The sequence below is a fragment of the Chitinophaga nivalis genome, assembly GCF_025989125.1.
GTDB classification, from domain to species: Bacteria; Bacteroidota; Bacteroidia; order Chitinophagales; family Chitinophagaceae; genus Chitinophaga; species Chitinophaga nivalis.
In genome coordinates this window covers 1,515,741-1,533,379 of sequence record NZ_JAPDNR010000001.1, presented here as the reverse complement: position 1 = coordinate 1,533,379, position 17,639 = coordinate 1,515,741, and the positions used below count along the sequence as shown (strand labels likewise).

Genomic DNA, 17,639 nt, shown 5'->3' with positions numbered 1-17,639 from the left:
TCGCTTTCCGGACTCCCTGTTCCCGGCTGTTTTCCTGCAGCCGGGAATCTCAGCATTGCTTCTTTTCAGCCAGACGCCACCCACCATAGCTACCAATAAAAAGACCATCCTTCCATCATATCATGAAAGAATGGCCTGTTTATTATAAACTAACTATTAAGTATATACGTAATAATGCTATTATTTACTTTGTCAGTACCATCTTTTTAGTATCCGTTATTTGCCCATCGAGGACCAGGCTATAATAATATACCCCGGATGGCAGCTCTCCGCCGTTAATCGTTACTACCGGTTGTTTCTGGCCGGAGATATCAATCTTTTTCACCGGCCGGCCATTCACATCAGCTATCTGGAGATAGGCGTTGCTGACAGTACCTGCCAGCGTATAACGGATCAGGGTTTGTGCATTAAAAGGATTCGGGGCATTCTGAAACAGTTCGTTTTTGGAAGCAGGGCTGATGGCTACTTCTCCCTGTTTCACCACCAACAACGCTTTCAATGCTGCGATTTCTTTTTTAAGCTCATCGATCTGCGTCTGTAATGAATCGTTGGCAACACGGCTTGCAGTAGCATTACTGCGATATACGTTACCGGCAAGATCTGCCACCAGCGTATAACCCGTACCTACCGGCAGGTTTTGCAACCTGACCGTTCCGTTGGTGTGAAAATTAGCCGTAGGCAAGGCCCCATTGCCAATAACATCTCCTGCCAGGTTAATACCCACGCGGTCATCCGGGCTGATAACCAGCATCCGTTTCCGGATCACACCATTACCGCTGGTAGGCGGCACCGAGTGGTTGGTAATAAAAAAGGCCTTGTCTTGTCCGATATCGATATCATACCAGTTGATACCACCAAAAGCAGCATCGGCGCCCTGATTTAAGCGGATTAACCGGCCCATGGTCTGGCCAACGGCATTTCCCCAGGTCAGACCGGCTACATTGCCCCCAACATATAAAGGAGCGGTAACACCGCCTATATCTCTCCCAAAAACGTGCAATGAGCCTTCCGCCCCTTGTTTACCTACGGCCAATGTACCGTATTGAGAAGACGATAAAGTAACACGGGGCAGATTGTTGGTTTTAAACACCAGGTCATTGTTATCAGTGGTACCCAGGGAATTGGTTGTCGGGTTGGTACCTGCGTTACCGGTTAATAACCAGCTTTGGGCATACAGCGCAGGAGAGGCGAGGAGTGCCGTCAGGAAAAACAGGGTTTTAGTAACATTTTTTTCTTCATAGCTATATATTTTAAGTGTGGGAAAGCAGTCGTAGGTATTACGCCAGGTCATTGGGCCACTGAAAGGTTAACACTGTGCCCAGGTATCAGCTGTAGTCATCAATATAGGTATCCGAAAATCCAATCATACAAATCTCCTCTTTCCGGCTGTATTGGCACTACAGCAGGAATACTAACTATATTGCATACACGAAAAAAAATATACTGCAAAAAACAGTTTCCACCACTGCTGTTTCAACTGCATAATTTTTCAGCTGCTTTCAGAACAATTTCAGCTACCAGCTGTTTAACTACATACGCGATACTTTTCAGTCCTCATCTATATCCATGCGGGTATACACACCAGGATTTAAAGCGATCATACACCATCACCTAAACCATTATACAACAGGAACCGGCACCAACAATATAACTTACGAACATAAGCCTGGCACATCTGGCAATGTCACTCATTATATCCCTCATGATCATAAACTCCGGCAATCAACCACCCATAAAGGCGGCATATTACTCAAGCAAATAATACACCCCATAGCTATTTACAATTTCATCGACCACCCTCAAAAACGATTATTATGAAATGTCTATTAGTAGTATTCCTCATGGCACTGGCCATATTTTCCTGCAAAACACCACCCGCTAAATCTCCTTACAAAACACAATTCCCCAGCTTCGACCCGGATTATCCACCTCCTGCCGGCGCAAAAAATCTCTTTGAATTAAGCCAGGATTATCCGGACACTTTTAAAGTGGATGAGGTCTACCCATGGACTGCCATTGACTTTAAAAAAGATTACAAAGCTTATATGCAGGCGGTATTGCACTACTGCCTGGAAGGCAATCTGGATGTGGACTTCAAAGTGCAGGACAACAAAGTCAGGAAATGGTATCATGCCCCCTGGCTGCATGTTACTTTAAATGGCCGCGAATACCACCATGGGCTAACGAGAGAAAGGCCGGTACCTCCTTTCGAACTGAATAAAAAACAGAATGTAGGATTGGAAAACTGGGCTGTCGGCTTCTATAACCCACCTGGCGGCTACACCATCGGCAAAGTATGGGAATCAGACAGTATTCCGGCACTGCAGCTGGCCGACTTCCCGGAAGGCACTGTGTCCTTTAAATTGCTGTTTACCACCGGCACACCTGATAAAATACCTTTTCTGAAAGGCAGCAAGGAATGGACCGCCAATATATACCCCTGCAATCCACAAAGTGGTACGCCGGCCCAGCAAGCTGCCTGCAAAGCCAAAAGAATAGACTCCACTGTCAGACTGCTGCAAATCGACATTGCGGTAAAGGATAAAAGAGCCGGCGAAGCTGGTTGGGCATTCGGCACTTTCATCTATGATGCAGGCAAAGGCGGCACAACGGTATGGGACAAAATAGTGCCTGTAGGGCTGATGTGGGGCGATGATAGCAATGTAGATACCCTGATCAATAAAGAAGGCGCCTTTATTAATCCCAAACTGCAAGAAACCGTGCTGAATGCAGACCTGATAGAAATTACCGCCGCAACCAATAACCTGAAAGCCTATCTGTCACATCATGGCCTGGGAGGGCGCCTGAATGGGCCGGTAGATAATCCCATCTCTTCCTGCATTTCCTGCCACAGTAAAGCAGCAGTGACCGATTTTGGGTCGCCGGCGCCACTGGCCAACTTCAAGCTGACCAGAAAAACATTCACTGTAGCAGCTTTCCAGGAATACTTCTCTCCCATAAAAGGAGGTACCGGCCCGTTAACTTTCGAAGGGCAGACGTATAATAAACTGGATTATTCCTTACAACTCGCGGCCGGTATCCGGAATTTTTATCAATCTCTCATCGATAAAAGCAAAATCAACAACCCCAACTTCTCCAAGTCAAGTGCGATACAGGACTTACCCGAAGTTACCAGAGACGGGCTGATAGAACATAAGTAATCACTTTATTCAACCAGACAACGATGAAAACTTTTGTACATTTAAGACCGCCATAGTCACTGTTGTGACATGGCTTATACCAAAGACACCTCACATGACTGCACATCCTCATATACTGGCCATTTCCGGCAGTACCAGAAACAGCTCTTCAAACGGGCACCTGATCAAAGCCATCAGCGACCTTGCCAGCCCGTATTTTACGATCGATATATTTGAAGGAATTGCCACACTGCCGCATTTCAATCCGGACCTCGATCCCGAAAAGGCTCCGGAAGCAGTAACCCGCTTCCGCCAGCAACTGCAGGCTGCGGATGGTATATTAATCTGTACCCCCGAATATGCGATCGGCGTTCCCGGCTCTTTGAAAAATGCCATCGACTGGACAGTATCTTCCATGGAGTTTTCCCGGAAGCCGGTAGCCCTCATCACAGCTTCCACTTCCGGACATATTGCCCATAAAGCGCTGCTGGGTACCTTACTCATCATTGAATCCCGGATCACCGCAGCTACACAACTGGTCATTTCCGCCATTAAAACAAAGGTGAATGTAGCCGGCCAGATAACAGATCCGGAAACCCGGGAACAAATCCATCAGCTGATACGTTCACTGGCCAGTAGTATTGCCGATCAGGAAGGGGTTGCGCAGACTTATCTTCCCGCCCCCTCTATCCATTAATAGCAATACAGCTCAGCTAATCGTGAAAGTAGTGCCGAAGTAAACCAGTCCCAGTTTGGCGGCCACCCGTTGAGAAGACAGGTTATCATCACTGGTACTATATATTGGTACGTTGCCTTGCGCGCTTACCATTTGCGCCCATCCCGCTACCACCGCCAGGGCATAATTATTTCCCCGGAAATCGACGTGGGTATCTACGCCTGCCTCCTGTACACCAGCAGCTATCCGTACGCTGCGACAGGTGGAAACGATACGTCCTGCCTGTACAACAGCTATACATGGTTGTACATAGGGCACTTCTTCCTGTAACCACTCGAAGCCAGTCAGCACAAAATCAGTTATATTTTCAGGCGTTACCCGCACAACTTCGATCGCTGGTGTTAAAGTGGGCGGTACCAGGTAGGACAGCCCAATGGAGCTACGCGTCCCCTTCAACCATTGCATATACGCGTTAAAGTGCAGGGGCTTCGCCCGGATATCATCAGAGAAAGATTCCTTTCCGGCAAGTGTAGTCATTTGTTCCACCTGTTCCGGCTCCACATCGTGCCTGAACCGGCAGATAGTACCGCCATCTGCGGCACGTCCCAGGAAAAAGAGCGGCGCTGCAGCGGTACCATCCCAGGGTTCATTGATGGTCCGCATCCGTTGCTGTGCATCATAGGTAAACAATGCGGAGGCTTCCAGTATCATCAGCTCCGTAGCTGTGTGTTGATGCATATACGGGATTTAAGGTGGGTATAACTTTGTCTGAACATCACAGCCAGCTGCTCATTACCTCCGGCATACAACCCGGGCAATTATAATGGCTGTTGGGTAAAGTAGTCCCAGGCAGCTTTGGCAATATCCGCAATGATCTTTTCGTTGGTATCGGTATTTTCTTTAGCGGCAGTCACAAAAACACTGATGTAAAAATATCTTCCATCCGGTAACATCACCACGCCTATATCATTAATGGCAGCTGTCTCTCCCGCTGCATTGGTATCAGAGGTGCCTGTTTTATGCGCCACCAATGTACCGGCAGGCAATTGTCCTTTCAGTCGTTTTTTACCGGTTGCTGTACCCAGCATTGTTTGCCACAAAAATGCCGTACTCTTTTCAGACAGTATCTTGCCCTCATAAAACCGGCGCAATGCTGCTACGGCTGCTACCGGGGTAGTCCAATTCCTGAATTGCACTGACCAGGCTTTGGCAGCTTCCGCTTCGTTTGCCTTAATGGACACTTCCTTCACACCGATCCCGTGTATGTAGCGGTTAACTGTTGCCGTACCACCGATCAACCTTAACAGGATGTCGCATCCGTTATTGTCACTTTCTGCCACCGTATAGGTAAGTATTTCCGCCAGGGGCAGTTGTATGTTCCCATTCGGATATTTCTCCCGGATCGGGCTCCAGGTACCCCGCCGTAAATCTTTTTTCCGGATAAGGATAGGCTGATTCAGGGAAAATTTTCCTTTATCCACTTCGTTGAGTATCGCCAAAGCAATGTGAAATTTAAACACACTTTGCATCGGAAAATGTTTATTGGCCAATATGCTCAGCGTATCGCCCTTACCCGGCCCAGCGATGGCCACACCTACCGTAGCCTGCTTGGATGTACTGATCTGTTCAATCTTTTGCTGCAACGTATGGATTTGTCCAAAGGCGGTAGCAATAAAAAGTGAAAATAATAAAGTGAAAATAAAACGCGGCGCTGTTATCATATGTAGTTATGCTTATTACAAAGGTAAAAACAATTGGGTAATGCAGCAGGGCGTTTATCAACTGTACATCCCTTATATAAAAATACGTACTTTTAGCCGCTGTAGCCTATTCAATACGATCTAAAACATGACAGACGATCACGATCACCATCAGCACGACCTTGCCGCTAAACAAATCATTCTTGATGACGTTGCGCAATACGGTTGCCATCTGGCATTATTACCGGCGGATAATTATCTGCCTGCCTTTGCTTATTCTATTGGTCTTTACAAAACATTCGGACATCCTGAACTGATTTGTTTTGGTTTATCCACCAACGTTATGGCAGCCATCCTGAATCATGCCCGCGATCTTATTAAAAATGGTGAACGCCTGCATACAGATACGCTATATGATGGATTTCTGACAGGATATAACATCCGGTTCCTCGAAGTAGACAAAGCCCATTATGCTGATTATGTGGGTTACGGTGGCTGGTTTTATGACGGGTCATTTGATTTTCCTTTGCTACAGGTAATATGGCCGGATAAACAACATCATTTTCCGTGGGATAAAGATTTTAATCCCGACTGGAAATTCAAACAACCCTTGCTGGACAGGAATACAGATTTTAAATTCTATGAAGAAAGAAATATCGGTGTTTATGTAACCAGCCAGGCATTTAAAGGAGATCCTATTTTATACGTGTATCATGATGAAGAGGGAGACTGGCAGTTTCTCACCAGTGAAACGCCTGATGCCAATGATGTAAAGCTGGTTTGTCTGGAAGAAATCACCCGGCTTGACCCAGGTATCAATCACCTGTTTCATCTGCAGTATGGGTGGCGGGCATGGCGAAATACGGCCGGAGATGCGTGGCAATATGCAGCAGATACCATGGAAGCCGAAAGCTGAGTAGGTGGTTAAGGTATACTTATAGGATATGTGTTGGTATTAAGCAGCCGGCGAAAGGATCGCCGGCTGATGAGAAATTACAGGTAACGAACAAATTAGCAACATCTTGTCAAAATGGTCACGCAAAAGCAAAAAGTGTATTGGCAAGAAGGGGAGATGGTGTTGGCACCACCTTTCAGATTTTGTTGTTCGGTGTGGCTTAAGCCGGCTACGGTTAACTTACCTAATGTCAGTTTTTTTTCCTGACTTACGATTTTCTTTTTCATAAGTGTAATAACAAATTAAATAATTGACCCCTATCTTTAGTGTGGAATACAGTGCCGTGGGGTCGTTGTTCAGCGTTATTTAAATTTCCGCCAAAATTATCGCTTCAACAATACCATGATGTTGGTATTTTCATTCATTACAACAGCTTACTTTGCGCTGCTTTTTTTTCAGGCTGATATGTTTGCTACTGCTGCAATTCCGGCCCACTATACTTTACGATCTGACTGACAATTTTTCAACTTATCTACCAGTTATATAGTTACACACGCTATTAAAAAAAATTATTTCGTCATCAAAAAAAACCGGAAAGACCCACACAGTTTTACAAGGTACGATCTGATAAAAAAACACCTATCCAGGTAACATTATTATCAGTCATTTCATTGGTAGTATTAAGCCAATGCTGCTTTTATCAAAGCCGCATCAAATACCGGATTAAACATATATCCACGCATAGAAGGCAACGAGTACAAAGGGCTATCCGGCCATTGGAAGCCGGCACGTTCTGTTCTCAGCCGTAAGAGACTATTGACATCCGCTGTATTTTTAATTTCCAGCCATTTACTAATGATAATCCGGATGGCCAATTCCAATGGGTTGCCCGGCAAACCTATCCGTGCTTGTACGCCTTCCCGTAAGCCATGCAGCCATGTTGCAGCAGCACGGTCTTCAAACCGCCGTACAAAACGGAAAACGATCAATAAAAAAAATTCCGGTGAAGGATAAAAATAGGTTCCGTTTTCCCAACCTTTCCCCGCAAATACTTTAGCCGCAAATGCTTCATTCTGCCTGACCACGGGATGCCGCTCCCGATTCAGTAAATAGGCGACATACATACAATTAATAATACCTACCGGCTCAATACGAGGCCTGTTCTGATCAAAGTACAGTAACAATATCCCTGATCGGTTTACGTTTCTCAGGATCCTGTCCAGTTCTTCTTCCCCCGTTGCTACCGGTATCACTCCTTTATCCAGCATGGTTCCCAGAAATACGGAGCTGGTATCAATATCAAATGGCAGCATGTTAAAGGTCAAAATATCTTCCTGGTCTTCGAAAAAATTAATTCTGTGATGGCTGATGCCCAGCTCCTGCAACTCGCGCTCCACTACAGCAGGAACCACATCCGGCAACAGGCTCCATAACAGAATCGGGGCATACCATTCCCGAATAACAGGCCCCTCGTCATTATCTTCATATTTTATATGCGTATGCTTATAATGCAACGGAAAGGAGGTGTCCAGGTAATTATCGATACCATGCTGTATCAGATTACCAGGCGTAATTTCGGTTAACACAGGCGCATGATCTTCCAGCAAAACCGTGTGAATACCATGTATACAACCATTGCAGACAGCTTCTTTTTCCCGGTCAACAAAAACCGCCTTTCCTGGAACGATCGGAAGTTTACTTCGTATTTCACCCAGAAAATCAGGATAAGGAATGTCGTAGGTAAAAGCGGAGAGATAAAATAATTGACTGAACACCGTCATATCCAGGCCACTCTTTGCTACGATAGCAGTATGTTCCCGCTGTCCTGTGGTAATAATACCAATCACCTGCTTGCCGCAGGTTTTGAACTGGTTAATTTTTTCCCATACCTCCGGATCAGGAACGGCGGCATCACACATTCGCTGAATGACAGTCAGCACTTCTGCTTCGGTCTTCTGTAAATCTGCGGCCAATACAGATAACATTTCGTCCAATGAGGACTTCTGTTGTACGTAATCGTACCAGGCTTTGTGTCGTAAAATACGGAAGGGTTTAATGAGGGTTTTACCGGTATTTTCTCCAAAGCAAAATAAGGTACGCGATACATTAATAATCAGGTAATCGTAATCCATGTGAACAGCATTCAGGGATTTTCAAAAATGCATTCTCTTCAGGTATCATATCGGGGGGTATCCATATAATACCAACACAACACGCCATAGATCAATAATTCCAGTCCATCAATATATTGCTGTAGTTTGGGATCTGCTACATCGGGATGTTGCCGTAAATGATTAAATGCGGCCAGCAGTTCGTGCCGCTTGTCGATAGTTCGGCGGATCGCCTCCCCTCTGGGAATGTGACTATTAAACTGCAATACGTTAATATAGTTCATCAGATCTGCTTTCTCTTTTTCCATAGAGGCCAGTTCATTATCCAGGATCCAGGCACGACTGCTCAGATAGTTTATTTGTTGTAATGCCGCTATCTGCAAATCGGCTTCATTCAATTCTATTCCCTGTCCTATTTCCACCAGGTTGTAATAGGCATCCACGATGCCCGATTTCACCCGCATAGTCAGGTACGTATCCGGATCAGGATGAATACCTTTACTTCTCCATATGCTTTCTTCTCTTACGCCTTGAAAATATATTTTCAAACTGGCCACAAACCGTTGCATCCAGGCCGTTGATACGTTACATGCTTTCAGCTCTTGCAGGATCACCCGTAACATGACGCAGCCGGCATCCTCATCCGGTACTGTACCACCATTCAGCAGCGTGATATAAGGTTGTTGCGTATGTATTATTGCTGCTTCGGATTGCAGTTCGAATGGGTCATCCACCACAAAAAAGAACAGCAATAAACGGGAGGCAATCAGGATGGGGTCATAAGCAGCGCGGGCAAACATCCGGGCATTGGCGGCCGCTACATTGATCGCTATCAGTTTTTTTTTATCATCATCGGCCAGGTGAAGATCATGTAGGATCCAGTCCCGGATAACCTGTTCCAATCTGCTGCGGTGGGGGCTTATCAGGATCGGGGCCTGGCCAATAAGCTCATCGAAGAGTTGCTTTTCCATTTTATTTGAGGGTATAACCGGATTTATAAAAGTGCATACAAGGCTAACATTACATCATGCAGATACCTGATTTATTATAACACCACAACATTGGAATTGGTTTTCGCCTAAAGCATTTATTACAATCGAAAACGGGATACCGTCCGGTCGCCTATTCAACGGGATGCATAATACCGCTGCAGGACCGGGTTGTATGGCAGTGATTGTTTCCCTCACGGACCGGGGTGCCTGCTGCATGCAGGTAATCGTAGCGCGCAGCTATTCTTAAAAAAGACGAAGGAAAAATCCACGCTGTTAACAATCATATTAACAAACCTTTTCGTTGATATGCTGTAATATTGTATAGATGGAATCTATTGACTCGAAAGTCTTTCCGGATGGCACTTTATCCCGTTGGCCATTACAGCTGCAGGATGAATCTTATTTCACTGCAAAGATACTTCCGGGAAATTTCTATCTTTGTTTAGCAACTATAGTTATTATAAGTCTATATTAATGTAATTGTCTGCCAACCATACATATCAGGAGCACGCCTTATTATTACAGCTGGTCAAAGGAGATGAAAATGCTTACCGACAGCTGTTTATCAGCCATTGGAATCAGATTTACCAGGTAGCATTGGGCTTTCTCAAAACACCGGAAGAAGCAAAGGATGCTGTACAGACAGTATTTATAAAGCTTTGGGAAAAAAGAGAGAAGCTGGCGACGGTAGAAAATTTTGATGCCTGGCTGTTCATCATGGCCCGCAATACCATTTTAAATATACTGAAACAGAAAGCTACTGCTGCCAGCAATTACAACATAGCAGATGTACTGCCGGAAGACTACCTGACACCGGCCATGTTACTGGAATACAAACAAACAACAGGACTGATCCGGGAAGCGATCGCGCAACTCCCGCCGCAGCAGTCCCTCATCTTCCGCCTGAGCCGGGAACAAGGCATGACGCATCCGCAGATTGCGCATGAACTGAATATTGCGCCAGCTACCGTGAAAAGCCATATGGTACGGGCATTGAACAACGTCCGTGAATACATCCGGAAACAAGGCGGGCATACTTTGATCGTCTGCTGGCTCCTCATAAAATCCCTCAGCTAAAAAAAAGTTTTCCCTGCACTGCACCTGTTTCCTTTTTTTATTGTCTTTATTGAAGAGACATCCGTTCAGGGTGTTTTAAAACACAACCGTTATGCGCCCTCCCGGGAGATTCCATCAGTTAATGGATAAATACCTGACTAATTCCATCACAGCAGCCGAGAAAGATCAATTCTTCGGAATGATCCGGGACGGGCATCATTTGCCTGAACTGGAGCAGGTGGTGGATGATGCGCTGGCAACACCCGTTGACGTGGAAGAGGACATTACATTGCGTGAGGAGCTCTTTGATGTGATACAACGATATAACCGGCCGGTTAGAACGGTGAACAATTGGAAGCGGTATGCTGCTGCAGCTGCCGTTTTATGTCTGCTGGCAGCGGGTACCTACTTCTGGCTCAAACCAGCTGCTCAGGCACCTGCACTATCAATGGCTGTCCCGCATACGGTAGTACCGGGTACCCATAAAGCAATATTGACACTGAGTGATGGCGCAACGGTAGCATTGGATAGTGCCGGCAATCAAATACTACAGCAGGGTCCTACAGCTGTGAAACAGCGGGGCGGACAACTGGTATATGATGTAAAAGGAGATGCTGCCGCCATTAGTTACAATACCCTGAGCACGCCGCGTGGCGGACAGTTTCAGGTATCGTTACCGGATGGTACAAAGGTGTGGCTGAATGCCGCTTCCTCGATCCGGTATCCGGTGGCGTTTACCGGAAAGGAGAGAAGGGTGGAAATCACAGGAGAAGTATACCTGGAGGTGAATACTGTGGGGAATAGTGCGGCTGATATGCCTTTCGTAGTCGTATCGCCACATCAGGAAGTAACTGTACTGGGTACTTATTTTAATATCAATGCGTATGAAGACGAAGGCGTTACCAGAACCACGTTGCTATCAGGTAAGGTACAGGTGGCGGTAAAAGAGGAACACTGTGGGTGCAACGCGCGTGTCATACTAAAGCCAGACCAGCAGACAGTAATCGCGCACAACAGCGCAATTGCCTATATTCCGGTACACCAGGTGGATGCTGAACAGGCGATTGCCTGGAAGAATGGCTACTTTGATTTTGAAGAAGAAAGGCTGGCTAATATTTTACGTTTGTTGTCGAGATGGTATAATGTAGATTTTGAAGCTGATCCGGCTGTGCTATCGCTGAAGTTCAGCGCAGTCATTGCACGTACGGCATCTATTGAGGATGTATTGTCATTGTTATCAGGTACGGGAGCTGTCAGATTCAGCCATACAGGGCACATATTCAAAGCATATTGAGCACTGAATAATAACTAAACAAGACCGTTTAAAAAATCATTCTTCCGGCACACGGGGAGAGGGATTGCTTTGCACTGCAGGCAAAGCAACCGGATAGTCAACAAGGGAAAAACAAATAACACACAACCAGGATCTACACAGATGATGCATTTGTGACTTTATCACTATTGTCTGCAGTATGCGTGCAGACCAAAGACCAAACCATTATTTAACATGAAGTTTACGGCTTTATTAATGATGATCTGTTTACAGCTAACTGTAAACGGCTTTTCACAGGTAACGATTTCAAAAAAGCGTACCACCCTGTTGCAGGTATTCAGAGAGATCCGGAAACAGACAGGCTATGTATTTGTTTACAACAATGATATGTTACCGGCAGATAAATTCTTTGACATAGATGTTGTCAACAAACCGGTAACAACGGTATTGCGGGAATGCCTGGCTGGCTCCGGACTTACTTATGGTATCCAGGATAACCATACCATTGTAATAAAGCGTACCAGCCGGCAGGCGACAACAGAGGAGGATACACCTCCCGTATTGCTGAGAGGCCGGATAACGGACAAAAATGGTCAGCCGCTATATGGCGCCAGCGTTGTGGTAAAAGGTACCAGTATTGGCGTAGCTACCATGCCGGACGGGAGTTTCAGTCTCCATATACCGGATGACAAAAAAAGTGTCGTAGTGACATTTGTTGGCTTTAAGCCGCTGGAACTGAAAGTAGGGAAGGAACCTTTTCAGGTGATACAACTGGAAAGAGCTGCTGTTGAAATAAAACATGTAGAAGTCAGTACAGGGATGTTTAACCGGAATAAGCTCACCTTTTCCGGCGCCATTGCTACTTTCACCGGAAAAGAGTTACGGCAGATCGGCAACCTGAATGCTTTGGAGAGTTTAAAAACACTCGACCCCTCTTTTATTATTGCCCCCAATAATGTAATGGGTTCCAATCCCAATCAGCTACCCAATATTGAAGTGCGGGGTAAAACGAGTTTATCTTCCAGTACCGTAAGAGACCAGTTTTCAAACGATCCTAACCAACCATTATTTATTCTGAATGGCATGGAGGCTACCCTGCGTCAGATCGTTGACTTGGACATTAACCGGGTAGCTTCCATTACCCTGCTCAAAGATGCTGCCTCTACTGCGCTGTATGGTTCCAGGGCTGCCAATGGGGTAGTAGTTGTGGAAACCATACAACCCAAACCGGGAGAACTGCGGGTATCCTATACAGCAGACTTACGCTGGGAAATTCCTGATCTCCGGGATTACAACATGATGGATGCTGCAGAAAACCTGGAATTCCAGCGGCTGGCCGGCTTGTACAAAGTAGACAATCAAACCTCTCCTATTGCCAATGATAATCTCTACAACGAGCGGCTGGCAGCTGTACGCAGCGGCGTAAACAGTTACTGGCTGAATGTGCCGCTGCGCAATAGTTTTACAAGCGGCCACTCTGTACGTGCCAGCGGTGGCAGCGCCGAATTTCAATATGGTATCGGATTGAATTACCGCAACCTCAGTGGCGTAATGATTGGCTCCGACAGAAGTACATGGGGCGGAACAGTAGACCTCACCTATCGTAAGAAAAAACTGAATATCTCCAATCAGCTGTATGTAAACGGTTCCAATGCCAATGAATCTCCTTATGGTTCATTTAAGGATTTTGTAAACATCAATCCCTACTATCAGAAAAAAAGAGCAGATGGGAGTGTAAATACAGACCGGTATCTGGAAACATACCTGATCAACAGGAACTCTTTTATGCCTGATACCATTAAAGTAGGTAATCCGCTTTATAATGCCAATCTGCATGCAAAAAACAATCTTAACCTCCTGGAGATACAGAACAACCTGAGTTTTATTTATGACCTGACTCCTGTCTGGCGCATATCCGGTGGGTTGCAGGTAAATAAAGGCGTTACCAAAGGCATCAACTTTATTCCTGCTGCAAACACCCAATTCGATACCGTAAGTCTGTTCAGGAAAGGAAAATACACCGATACCCGCGTAGACAATATGAGTTACCAGGCTAACCTCATGGTAACGTACAGAAAAGTTTTTCACGAAGTACATAGCCTCACTGGGAATGTGCGTTCAGAAATACAGGAGCAGAGCCAGACGGTATCGGCCTACACGGCTACGGGTTTTCCGGAAGGCGTGAATCCCAACCCTGCTTTTGCCTATGGTTTTCTGCAGGATTCCAAACCGGAATACCACAAAACAACCATCAGAAAAGTGAATGCGTTGGGTAGCATCAACTATGCTTATGATAACCGTTATTTTGTAGATGTCAATTTCAGGATAGATGGTTCGACTTCCTTTGGTACGGAAAATAAATATACTCCTTTCTGGGCCATCGGCGCGGGCTGGAACCTCAGCAGCGAAAAAATGCTGGCAGCTGTCACCTGGTTAAATATGCTCCGGATCAGGGGAAACATAGGTACCACCGGTAATCAGGCATTAGGCAGCTATGCCTCTACTTCTGTGTACGGTTATGAAAACAACCTCAGTATTTTTGGTCAGGGGCTGTATATGACCCAGCTGGGTAATCCATTGCTGGAGTGGCAGAAAACGCAAACTATCAGTGTAGGGCTCGATGCCGCTTTATGGAATAACCGGCTGACTGCTACCATCAATGCCTATGAAAAGCTGTCGAAACCTTTGATTGCAAACGGATCGCTGCCTGCGTCTTCCGGTGTGTCTACCTACACGCTCAATGTAGGTAATCTGCGTACAAGAGGCGTAGAAGCGATCGTCCGCTATTCTCCCATTTACCGGCCGGATAAAAACCTCCTTTGGACGATCGGTTATACCGGGAGTTTGTATAAAAGCAGGTATGAAGGTTTTTCCAACATCCTTAAAAATCTGAATGACGCGGCGCAGAAGTCCAACTCACTCCAACGCTATCTGGATGGGTATAGCCCGGATGAAATATGGGCAGTGGCTTCACTGGGTATAGATCCGGCTACGGGCAAAGAAGTATTCCGGAAAAAGAATGGAGAAAAAACACTGGTATATGATCCCACTGACATCATACCGATCGGCAATGGCAGACCGGCGATAGAAGGGGTCATCAGTTCTAATCTGAATATTAAAGGATGGTTGCTGGGCATTAATCTTCGCTATAGTGTCGGCGCTTATATTTTCAATACAGCCCTGTATAATAAAGTAGAGAATATCAGCTATGCAGGCTTAAAGAACAACCAGGATAAACGGGCCTTGGAGCTGCGCTGGAAACAACCGGGAGATGAAGCACAGTTCAAAGGCATCAGTATTGCAGAAACCACGCCGCTCTCTTCCCGCTTTATTCAGCAGGAAAATTTCCTCACTGGTGAATCCATCAATGTAGGCTATGAATTCCGTTCCTACAATTACCGCTGGCTGAAACAACTGAGGCTGCAATCTATCCGTGTGAATGGGTATATGAACAATATTTTCCGGTTGTCTAATATCCGTTCGGAAAGAGGGATTGATTATCCGTTCAGTAATGCCGTGTCTTTCAGTGTAAATGTTTTCTTCTAAATTATTTAGCATGCGATACCCAAAATCATTTTTTCTATTAATATTGATGACTATTGCGGGAGTACTGACATCCTGCACCAAATACCTGGATGTACAACCGGAAGACCAGTTTCTGGAAAATCAGGTCTACAGCAGCCGGGTGTCTATCCGGAATGTGCTGAACGGCATTTACCTGAATCTGGCTAAACCGGTCTTATATGGGGAGAATCTCAGCTCCACTACCCTGGATGTACTGGCCCAATATTACAATACCGGCAACAGCGGACATCCTTATTATACCACTGCTACCTATAAGTATACCGATGCTGCTACCATGAAGCGTACTACCGACATCTGGAACAACGCCTATACAGCCATCCTTAACATCAACCTTTTTATAGCCAACCTGGAAGCCGGTAATAAAGTATTAAGTGAAGAGGAAAAAGCATTGATGCTGGGAGAAGCATATGGGCTGCGGGCATTTATAGCCTTTGATATGTTGCGGTTGTTTGGTCCTTTAAACGCCATGGATGCCGCCAGGCCGGTAATTCCCTATCCGCGTACACCGGCATCAAAGATTGAAACATTGCTGTCTGCGGCCTCCGTTGTGGCCAATGTGCTGGAAGACCTGACAACCGCAGTAAAGCTACTGGACAAAGATCCGGTACGTACCAACGGTATAAAAACAGCGGGCGCCGGAGAGGATGCTTTTTTCAGCATGCGCAACCGCCGCATGAATTATTACGCTGTGAGAGCACTGACAGCCAGGGTGCTCTTATACAAACAGGATAAGCCAGCTGCACTGGAAGCCGCTACTACATTGATCAACGAAACATCCACCTGGTTTCCCTGGAGCCCTGCCGCCCTTTCTGTAGCAGGGATTCCCAACCCCGACAGAATCTTTTCTTCGGAAGTGATCCTGGGCCTCGAAAATGCCGGTATGTATACCACACAGACCAGTAACTTCGCTGCCAGCCTTAGCACCAGCCTGCTGGCCCCTCTACCGGAAGTTTTGACTGCTGTATATGAGAACTACGACAACGACTATCGGTACCGGACCAATTTCAGTATAGACAGAACTTCCACAAAAACAGATAAAACATTTTTCAAGTATGCCGATATCCTCGATAAAAATGCGGTGTACCGAAAGTTGCAACCATTGATCCGACGTTCCGAACTGTATTACATCGCTATTGAATGCGAAACGGACGACAACAAAGCAACTACCCTGCTGAATACGGTGCGGCTGAACAGAGGACTGTCTCCGGCTACCATCAATGGCAATAAAAAAGAACTGCTTACAAAAGAATACCAGAAAGAATTCTGGGGAGAAGGCCAGCTGTTCTATTATTATAAACGGACCAACCAATCTGCTATCCGTAATGGCGCTGCTGCCAATGGGACCATTACGATGACAGCAACACAGTATGTGGTGCCGCTGCCACTTTCTGAAACAAGCTTCCGGTAAACCCGTGGTGCTTCATCTTTAATCGCTTAATACCATCACATGAAAGTTTTTCTATTATACGTAACCATACTGGCCGGATTGATGACAGGCTGTTCAAAAAGTGAACTGATGCGCTACCAGGGGGAGAACAACGTCTATTTTTCTTATCCGGGATCAGGGAGTAATAATTATGATACCATTCAAATCAACTTTGCTTTCCGGAAGACGGCCGCGGATGATACGGCCCGGTTTTATGTGAAGCTGATGGGGAGAACAGCCCCCGAAAACCGGTCGTTCAGTATGCTCACGGATGAAGCACAAACGACTGCTGTTGCCGGCAAACATTATCGTTTACCCGGTAGCGATAGTTTGATCATCCCCGCGGGAAGCAACCAGAAACAGGTGCTGGTAAAGATATTACGTCCGGCAGACCTGTATGAAAAATCATGTACCCTCTTCCTGAAACTGGTACCCAATAATAATTTTGAAACCAATATGCCGGTATACAATCCTGCAGCGGCCAATGTGATATCTGCCATTAACCTGCGGATCATTATATCAGACCAGCTGCCAGAGCCAGACAACTGGGCGGCTAATACAACTGCGCTGGGTACTTTTTCCCGGAAGAAACTAACGCTGTTCGCAGCGAACCGTTCACTGGTACTGACCAGATTTTATACAGGCAGTATTTACACGGCTACCCAGTTGAAGAATTTTGCAAAACAATTCCAGACCTATCTTAACGACCAGCAGAAAGCCGGGAATACCATCCGGGAAGAGGATGGCACGGAGATGAAGATGGGCCCCTCAGTACAATAATATTT

At 45.9% G+C, this 17,639-nt stretch carries 14 protein-coding genes; 8 read left to right on the top strand and 6 right to left on the bottom strand.

Translation table 11 applies throughout. The features are described from left to right. Nucleotides 1-184 precede the first annotated feature (184 nt). Nucleotides 185-1,291: a T9SS type A sorting domain-containing protein gene (locus OL444_RS06285; protein ID WP_264734079.1), complete on the bottom strand. Its 1,107-nt coding sequence runs from the start codon at nucleotides 1,289-1,291 to the stop codon at nucleotides 185-187. Between the two features lie 523 nt (nucleotides 1,292-1,814). On the opposite strand from OL444_RS06285, the gene OL444_RS06280 reads away from it, so the two are divergent. Together OL444_RS06280 and OL444_RS06275 are read left to right on the top strand one after the other, a co-directional pair. Then, entirely contained in the window at nucleotides 1,815-3,161 is a 1,347-nt protein-coding gene (locus OL444_RS06280; RefSeq protein ID WP_264734080.1) for a hypothetical protein, read from the top strand. 94 nt (nucleotides 3,162-3,255) lie between these two features. Continuing rightward, nucleotides 3,256-3,837, top strand: coding sequence for an NADPH-dependent FMN reductase (locus OL444_RS06275; RefSeq protein WP_264734081.1), 582 nt, complete (start codon nucleotides 3,256-3,258; stop codon nucleotides 3,835-3,837). A 12-nt stretch (nucleotides 3,838-3,849) separates the two neighbouring features. Here OL444_RS06275 and OL444_RS06270 read toward each other — a convergent pair whose 3' ends face one another. Beyond that, a complete protein-coding gene (locus OL444_RS06270; RefSeq protein ID WP_264734082.1) occupies nucleotides 3,850-4,554 on the bottom strand; it encodes a GNAT family N-acetyltransferase in 705 nt (234 codons plus the stop codon). An 80-nt stretch (nucleotides 4,555-4,634) separates the two neighbouring features. Then, a complete protein-coding gene (gene bla, locus OL444_RS06265; protein WP_264734083.1) occupies nucleotides 4,635-5,537 on the bottom strand; it encodes a class A beta-lactamase, subclass A2 in 903 nt (300 codons plus the stop codon). 127 nt (nucleotides 5,538-5,664) lie between these two features. Here bla and OL444_RS06260 point away from each other — a divergent pair, with 127 nt between their 5' ends. Beyond that, entirely contained in the window at nucleotides 5,665-6,432 is a 768-nt protein-coding gene (locus tag OL444_RS06260) for a DUF4262 domain-containing protein (RefSeq protein WP_264734084.1), read from the top strand. A gap of 95 nt (nucleotides 6,433-6,527) precedes the next feature. On the opposite strand, the gene OL444_RS31905 is transcribed toward OL444_RS06260, so the two are convergent. The 3 genes from OL444_RS31905 to OL444_RS06250 all read right to left on the bottom strand — a co-directional run bounded on the left by OL444_RS31905 (nucleotide 6,528) and on the right by OL444_RS06250 (nucleotide 9,493). Continuing rightward, nucleotides 6,528-6,698, bottom strand: a complete 171-nt coding sequence (locus OL444_RS31905) for a class I lanthipeptide (RefSeq protein WP_371878164.1) — start codon at nucleotides 6,696-6,698, stop codon at nucleotides 6,528-6,530. Nucleotides 6,699-7,091: 393 nt separating this feature from the next. Continuing rightward, complete coding sequence (locus OL444_RS06255) at nucleotides 7,092-8,543, bottom strand: HAD family hydrolase (RefSeq protein ID WP_264734085.1); 1,452 nt, start codon at nucleotides 8,541-8,543, stop codon at nucleotides 7,092-7,094. Nucleotides 8,544-8,581: 38 nt separating this feature from the next. Further along, nucleotides 8,582-9,493 carry a terpene synthase family protein gene (locus OL444_RS06250; RefSeq protein ID WP_264734086.1) on the bottom strand — a complete coding sequence of 304 codons (912 nt, stop codon included), beginning with the start codon at nucleotides 9,491-9,493 and terminating at the stop codon, nucleotides 8,582-8,584. 501 nt (nucleotides 9,494-9,994) lie between these two features. Between OL444_RS06250 and OL444_RS06245 the strand changes: the two genes are divergently transcribed. The 5 genes from OL444_RS06245 to OL444_RS06225 all read left to right on the top strand — a co-directional run bounded on the left by OL444_RS06245 (nucleotide 9,995) and on the right by OL444_RS06225 (nucleotide 17,634). Beyond that, a complete protein-coding gene (locus OL444_RS06245; RefSeq protein ID WP_264734087.1) occupies nucleotides 9,995-10,591 on the top strand; it encodes an RNA polymerase sigma factor in 597 nt (198 codons plus the stop codon). A 91-nt stretch (nucleotides 10,592-10,682) separates the two neighbouring features. After that, on the top strand, nucleotides 10,683-11,864 hold the full coding sequence (locus OL444_RS06240) for a FecR family protein (RefSeq protein ID WP_264734088.1): 1,182 nt from the start codon (nucleotides 10,683-10,685) through the stop codon (nucleotides 11,862-11,864). A gap of 213 nt (nucleotides 11,865-12,077) precedes the next feature. Beyond that, entirely contained in the window at nucleotides 12,078-15,389 is a 3,312-nt protein-coding gene (locus OL444_RS06235) for a SusC/RagA family TonB-linked outer membrane protein (protein ID WP_264734089.1), read from the top strand. Nucleotides 15,390-15,399: 10 nt separating this feature from the next. Continuing rightward, complete coding sequence (locus OL444_RS06230; protein WP_264734090.1) at nucleotides 15,400-16,836, top strand: RagB/SusD family nutrient uptake outer membrane protein; 1,437 nt, start codon at nucleotides 15,400-15,402, stop codon at nucleotides 16,834-16,836. 39 nt (nucleotides 16,837-16,875) lie between these two features. Then, complete coding sequence (locus tag OL444_RS06225) at nucleotides 16,876-17,634, top strand: DUF4843 domain-containing protein (protein ID WP_264734091.1); 759 nt, start codon at nucleotides 16,876-16,878, stop codon at nucleotides 17,632-17,634. Nucleotides 17,635-17,639: the final 5 nt, after the last annotated feature.

Bases quoted from the DNA above. Each gene is read 5' to 3' on its own strand.
- OL444_RS06285 (WP_264734079.1), bottom strand. From the start codon at position 1,291: ATGACCTGGCGTAATACCTACGACTGCTTTCCCACACTTAAAATATAT.
- OL444_RS06280 (WP_264734080.1), top strand. From the start codon at position 1,815: ATGAAATGTCTATTAGTAGTATTCCTCATGGCACTGGCCATATTTTCC.
- OL444_RS06225 (WP_264734091.1), top strand. From the start codon at position 16,876: ATGAAAGTTTTTCTATTATACGTAACCATACTGGCCGGATTGATGACA.
- OL444_RS06270 (WP_264734082.1), bottom strand. From the start codon at position 4,554: ATGCATCAACACACAGCTACGGAGCTGATGATACTGGAAGCCTCCGCA.
- OL444_RS06275 (WP_264734081.1), top strand. From the start codon at position 3,256: ATGACTGCACATCCTCATATACTGGCCATTTCCGGCAGTACCAGAAAC.
- OL444_RS06230 (WP_264734090.1), top strand. From the start codon at position 15,400: ATGCGATACCCAAAATCATTTTTTCTATTAATATTGATGACTATTGCG.
- OL444_RS06260 (WP_264734084.1), top strand. From the start codon at position 5,665: ATGACAGACGATCACGATCACCATCAGCACGACCTTGCCGCTAAACAA.
- OL444_RS06250 (WP_264734086.1), bottom strand. From the start codon at position 9,493: ATGGAAAAGCAACTCTTCGATGAGCTTATTGGCCAGGCCCCGATCCTG.
- OL444_RS06240 (WP_264734088.1), top strand. From the start codon at position 10,683: ATGCGCCCTCCCGGGAGATTCCATCAGTTAATGGATAAATACCTGACT.
- OL444_RS06235 (WP_264734089.1), top strand. From the start codon at position 12,078: ATGAAGTTTACGGCTTTATTAATGATGATCTGTTTACAGCTAACTGTA.
- bla (WP_264734083.1), bottom strand. From the start codon at position 5,537: ATGATAACAGCGCCGCGTTTTATTTTCACTTTATTATTTTCACTTTTT.
- OL444_RS06255 (WP_264734085.1), bottom strand. From the start codon at position 8,543: ATGGATTACGATTACCTGATTATTAATGTATCGCGTACCTTATTTTGC.
- OL444_RS31905 (WP_371878164.1), bottom strand. From the start codon at position 6,698: ATGAAAAAGAAAATCGTAAGTCAGGAAAAAAAACTGACATTAGGTAAG.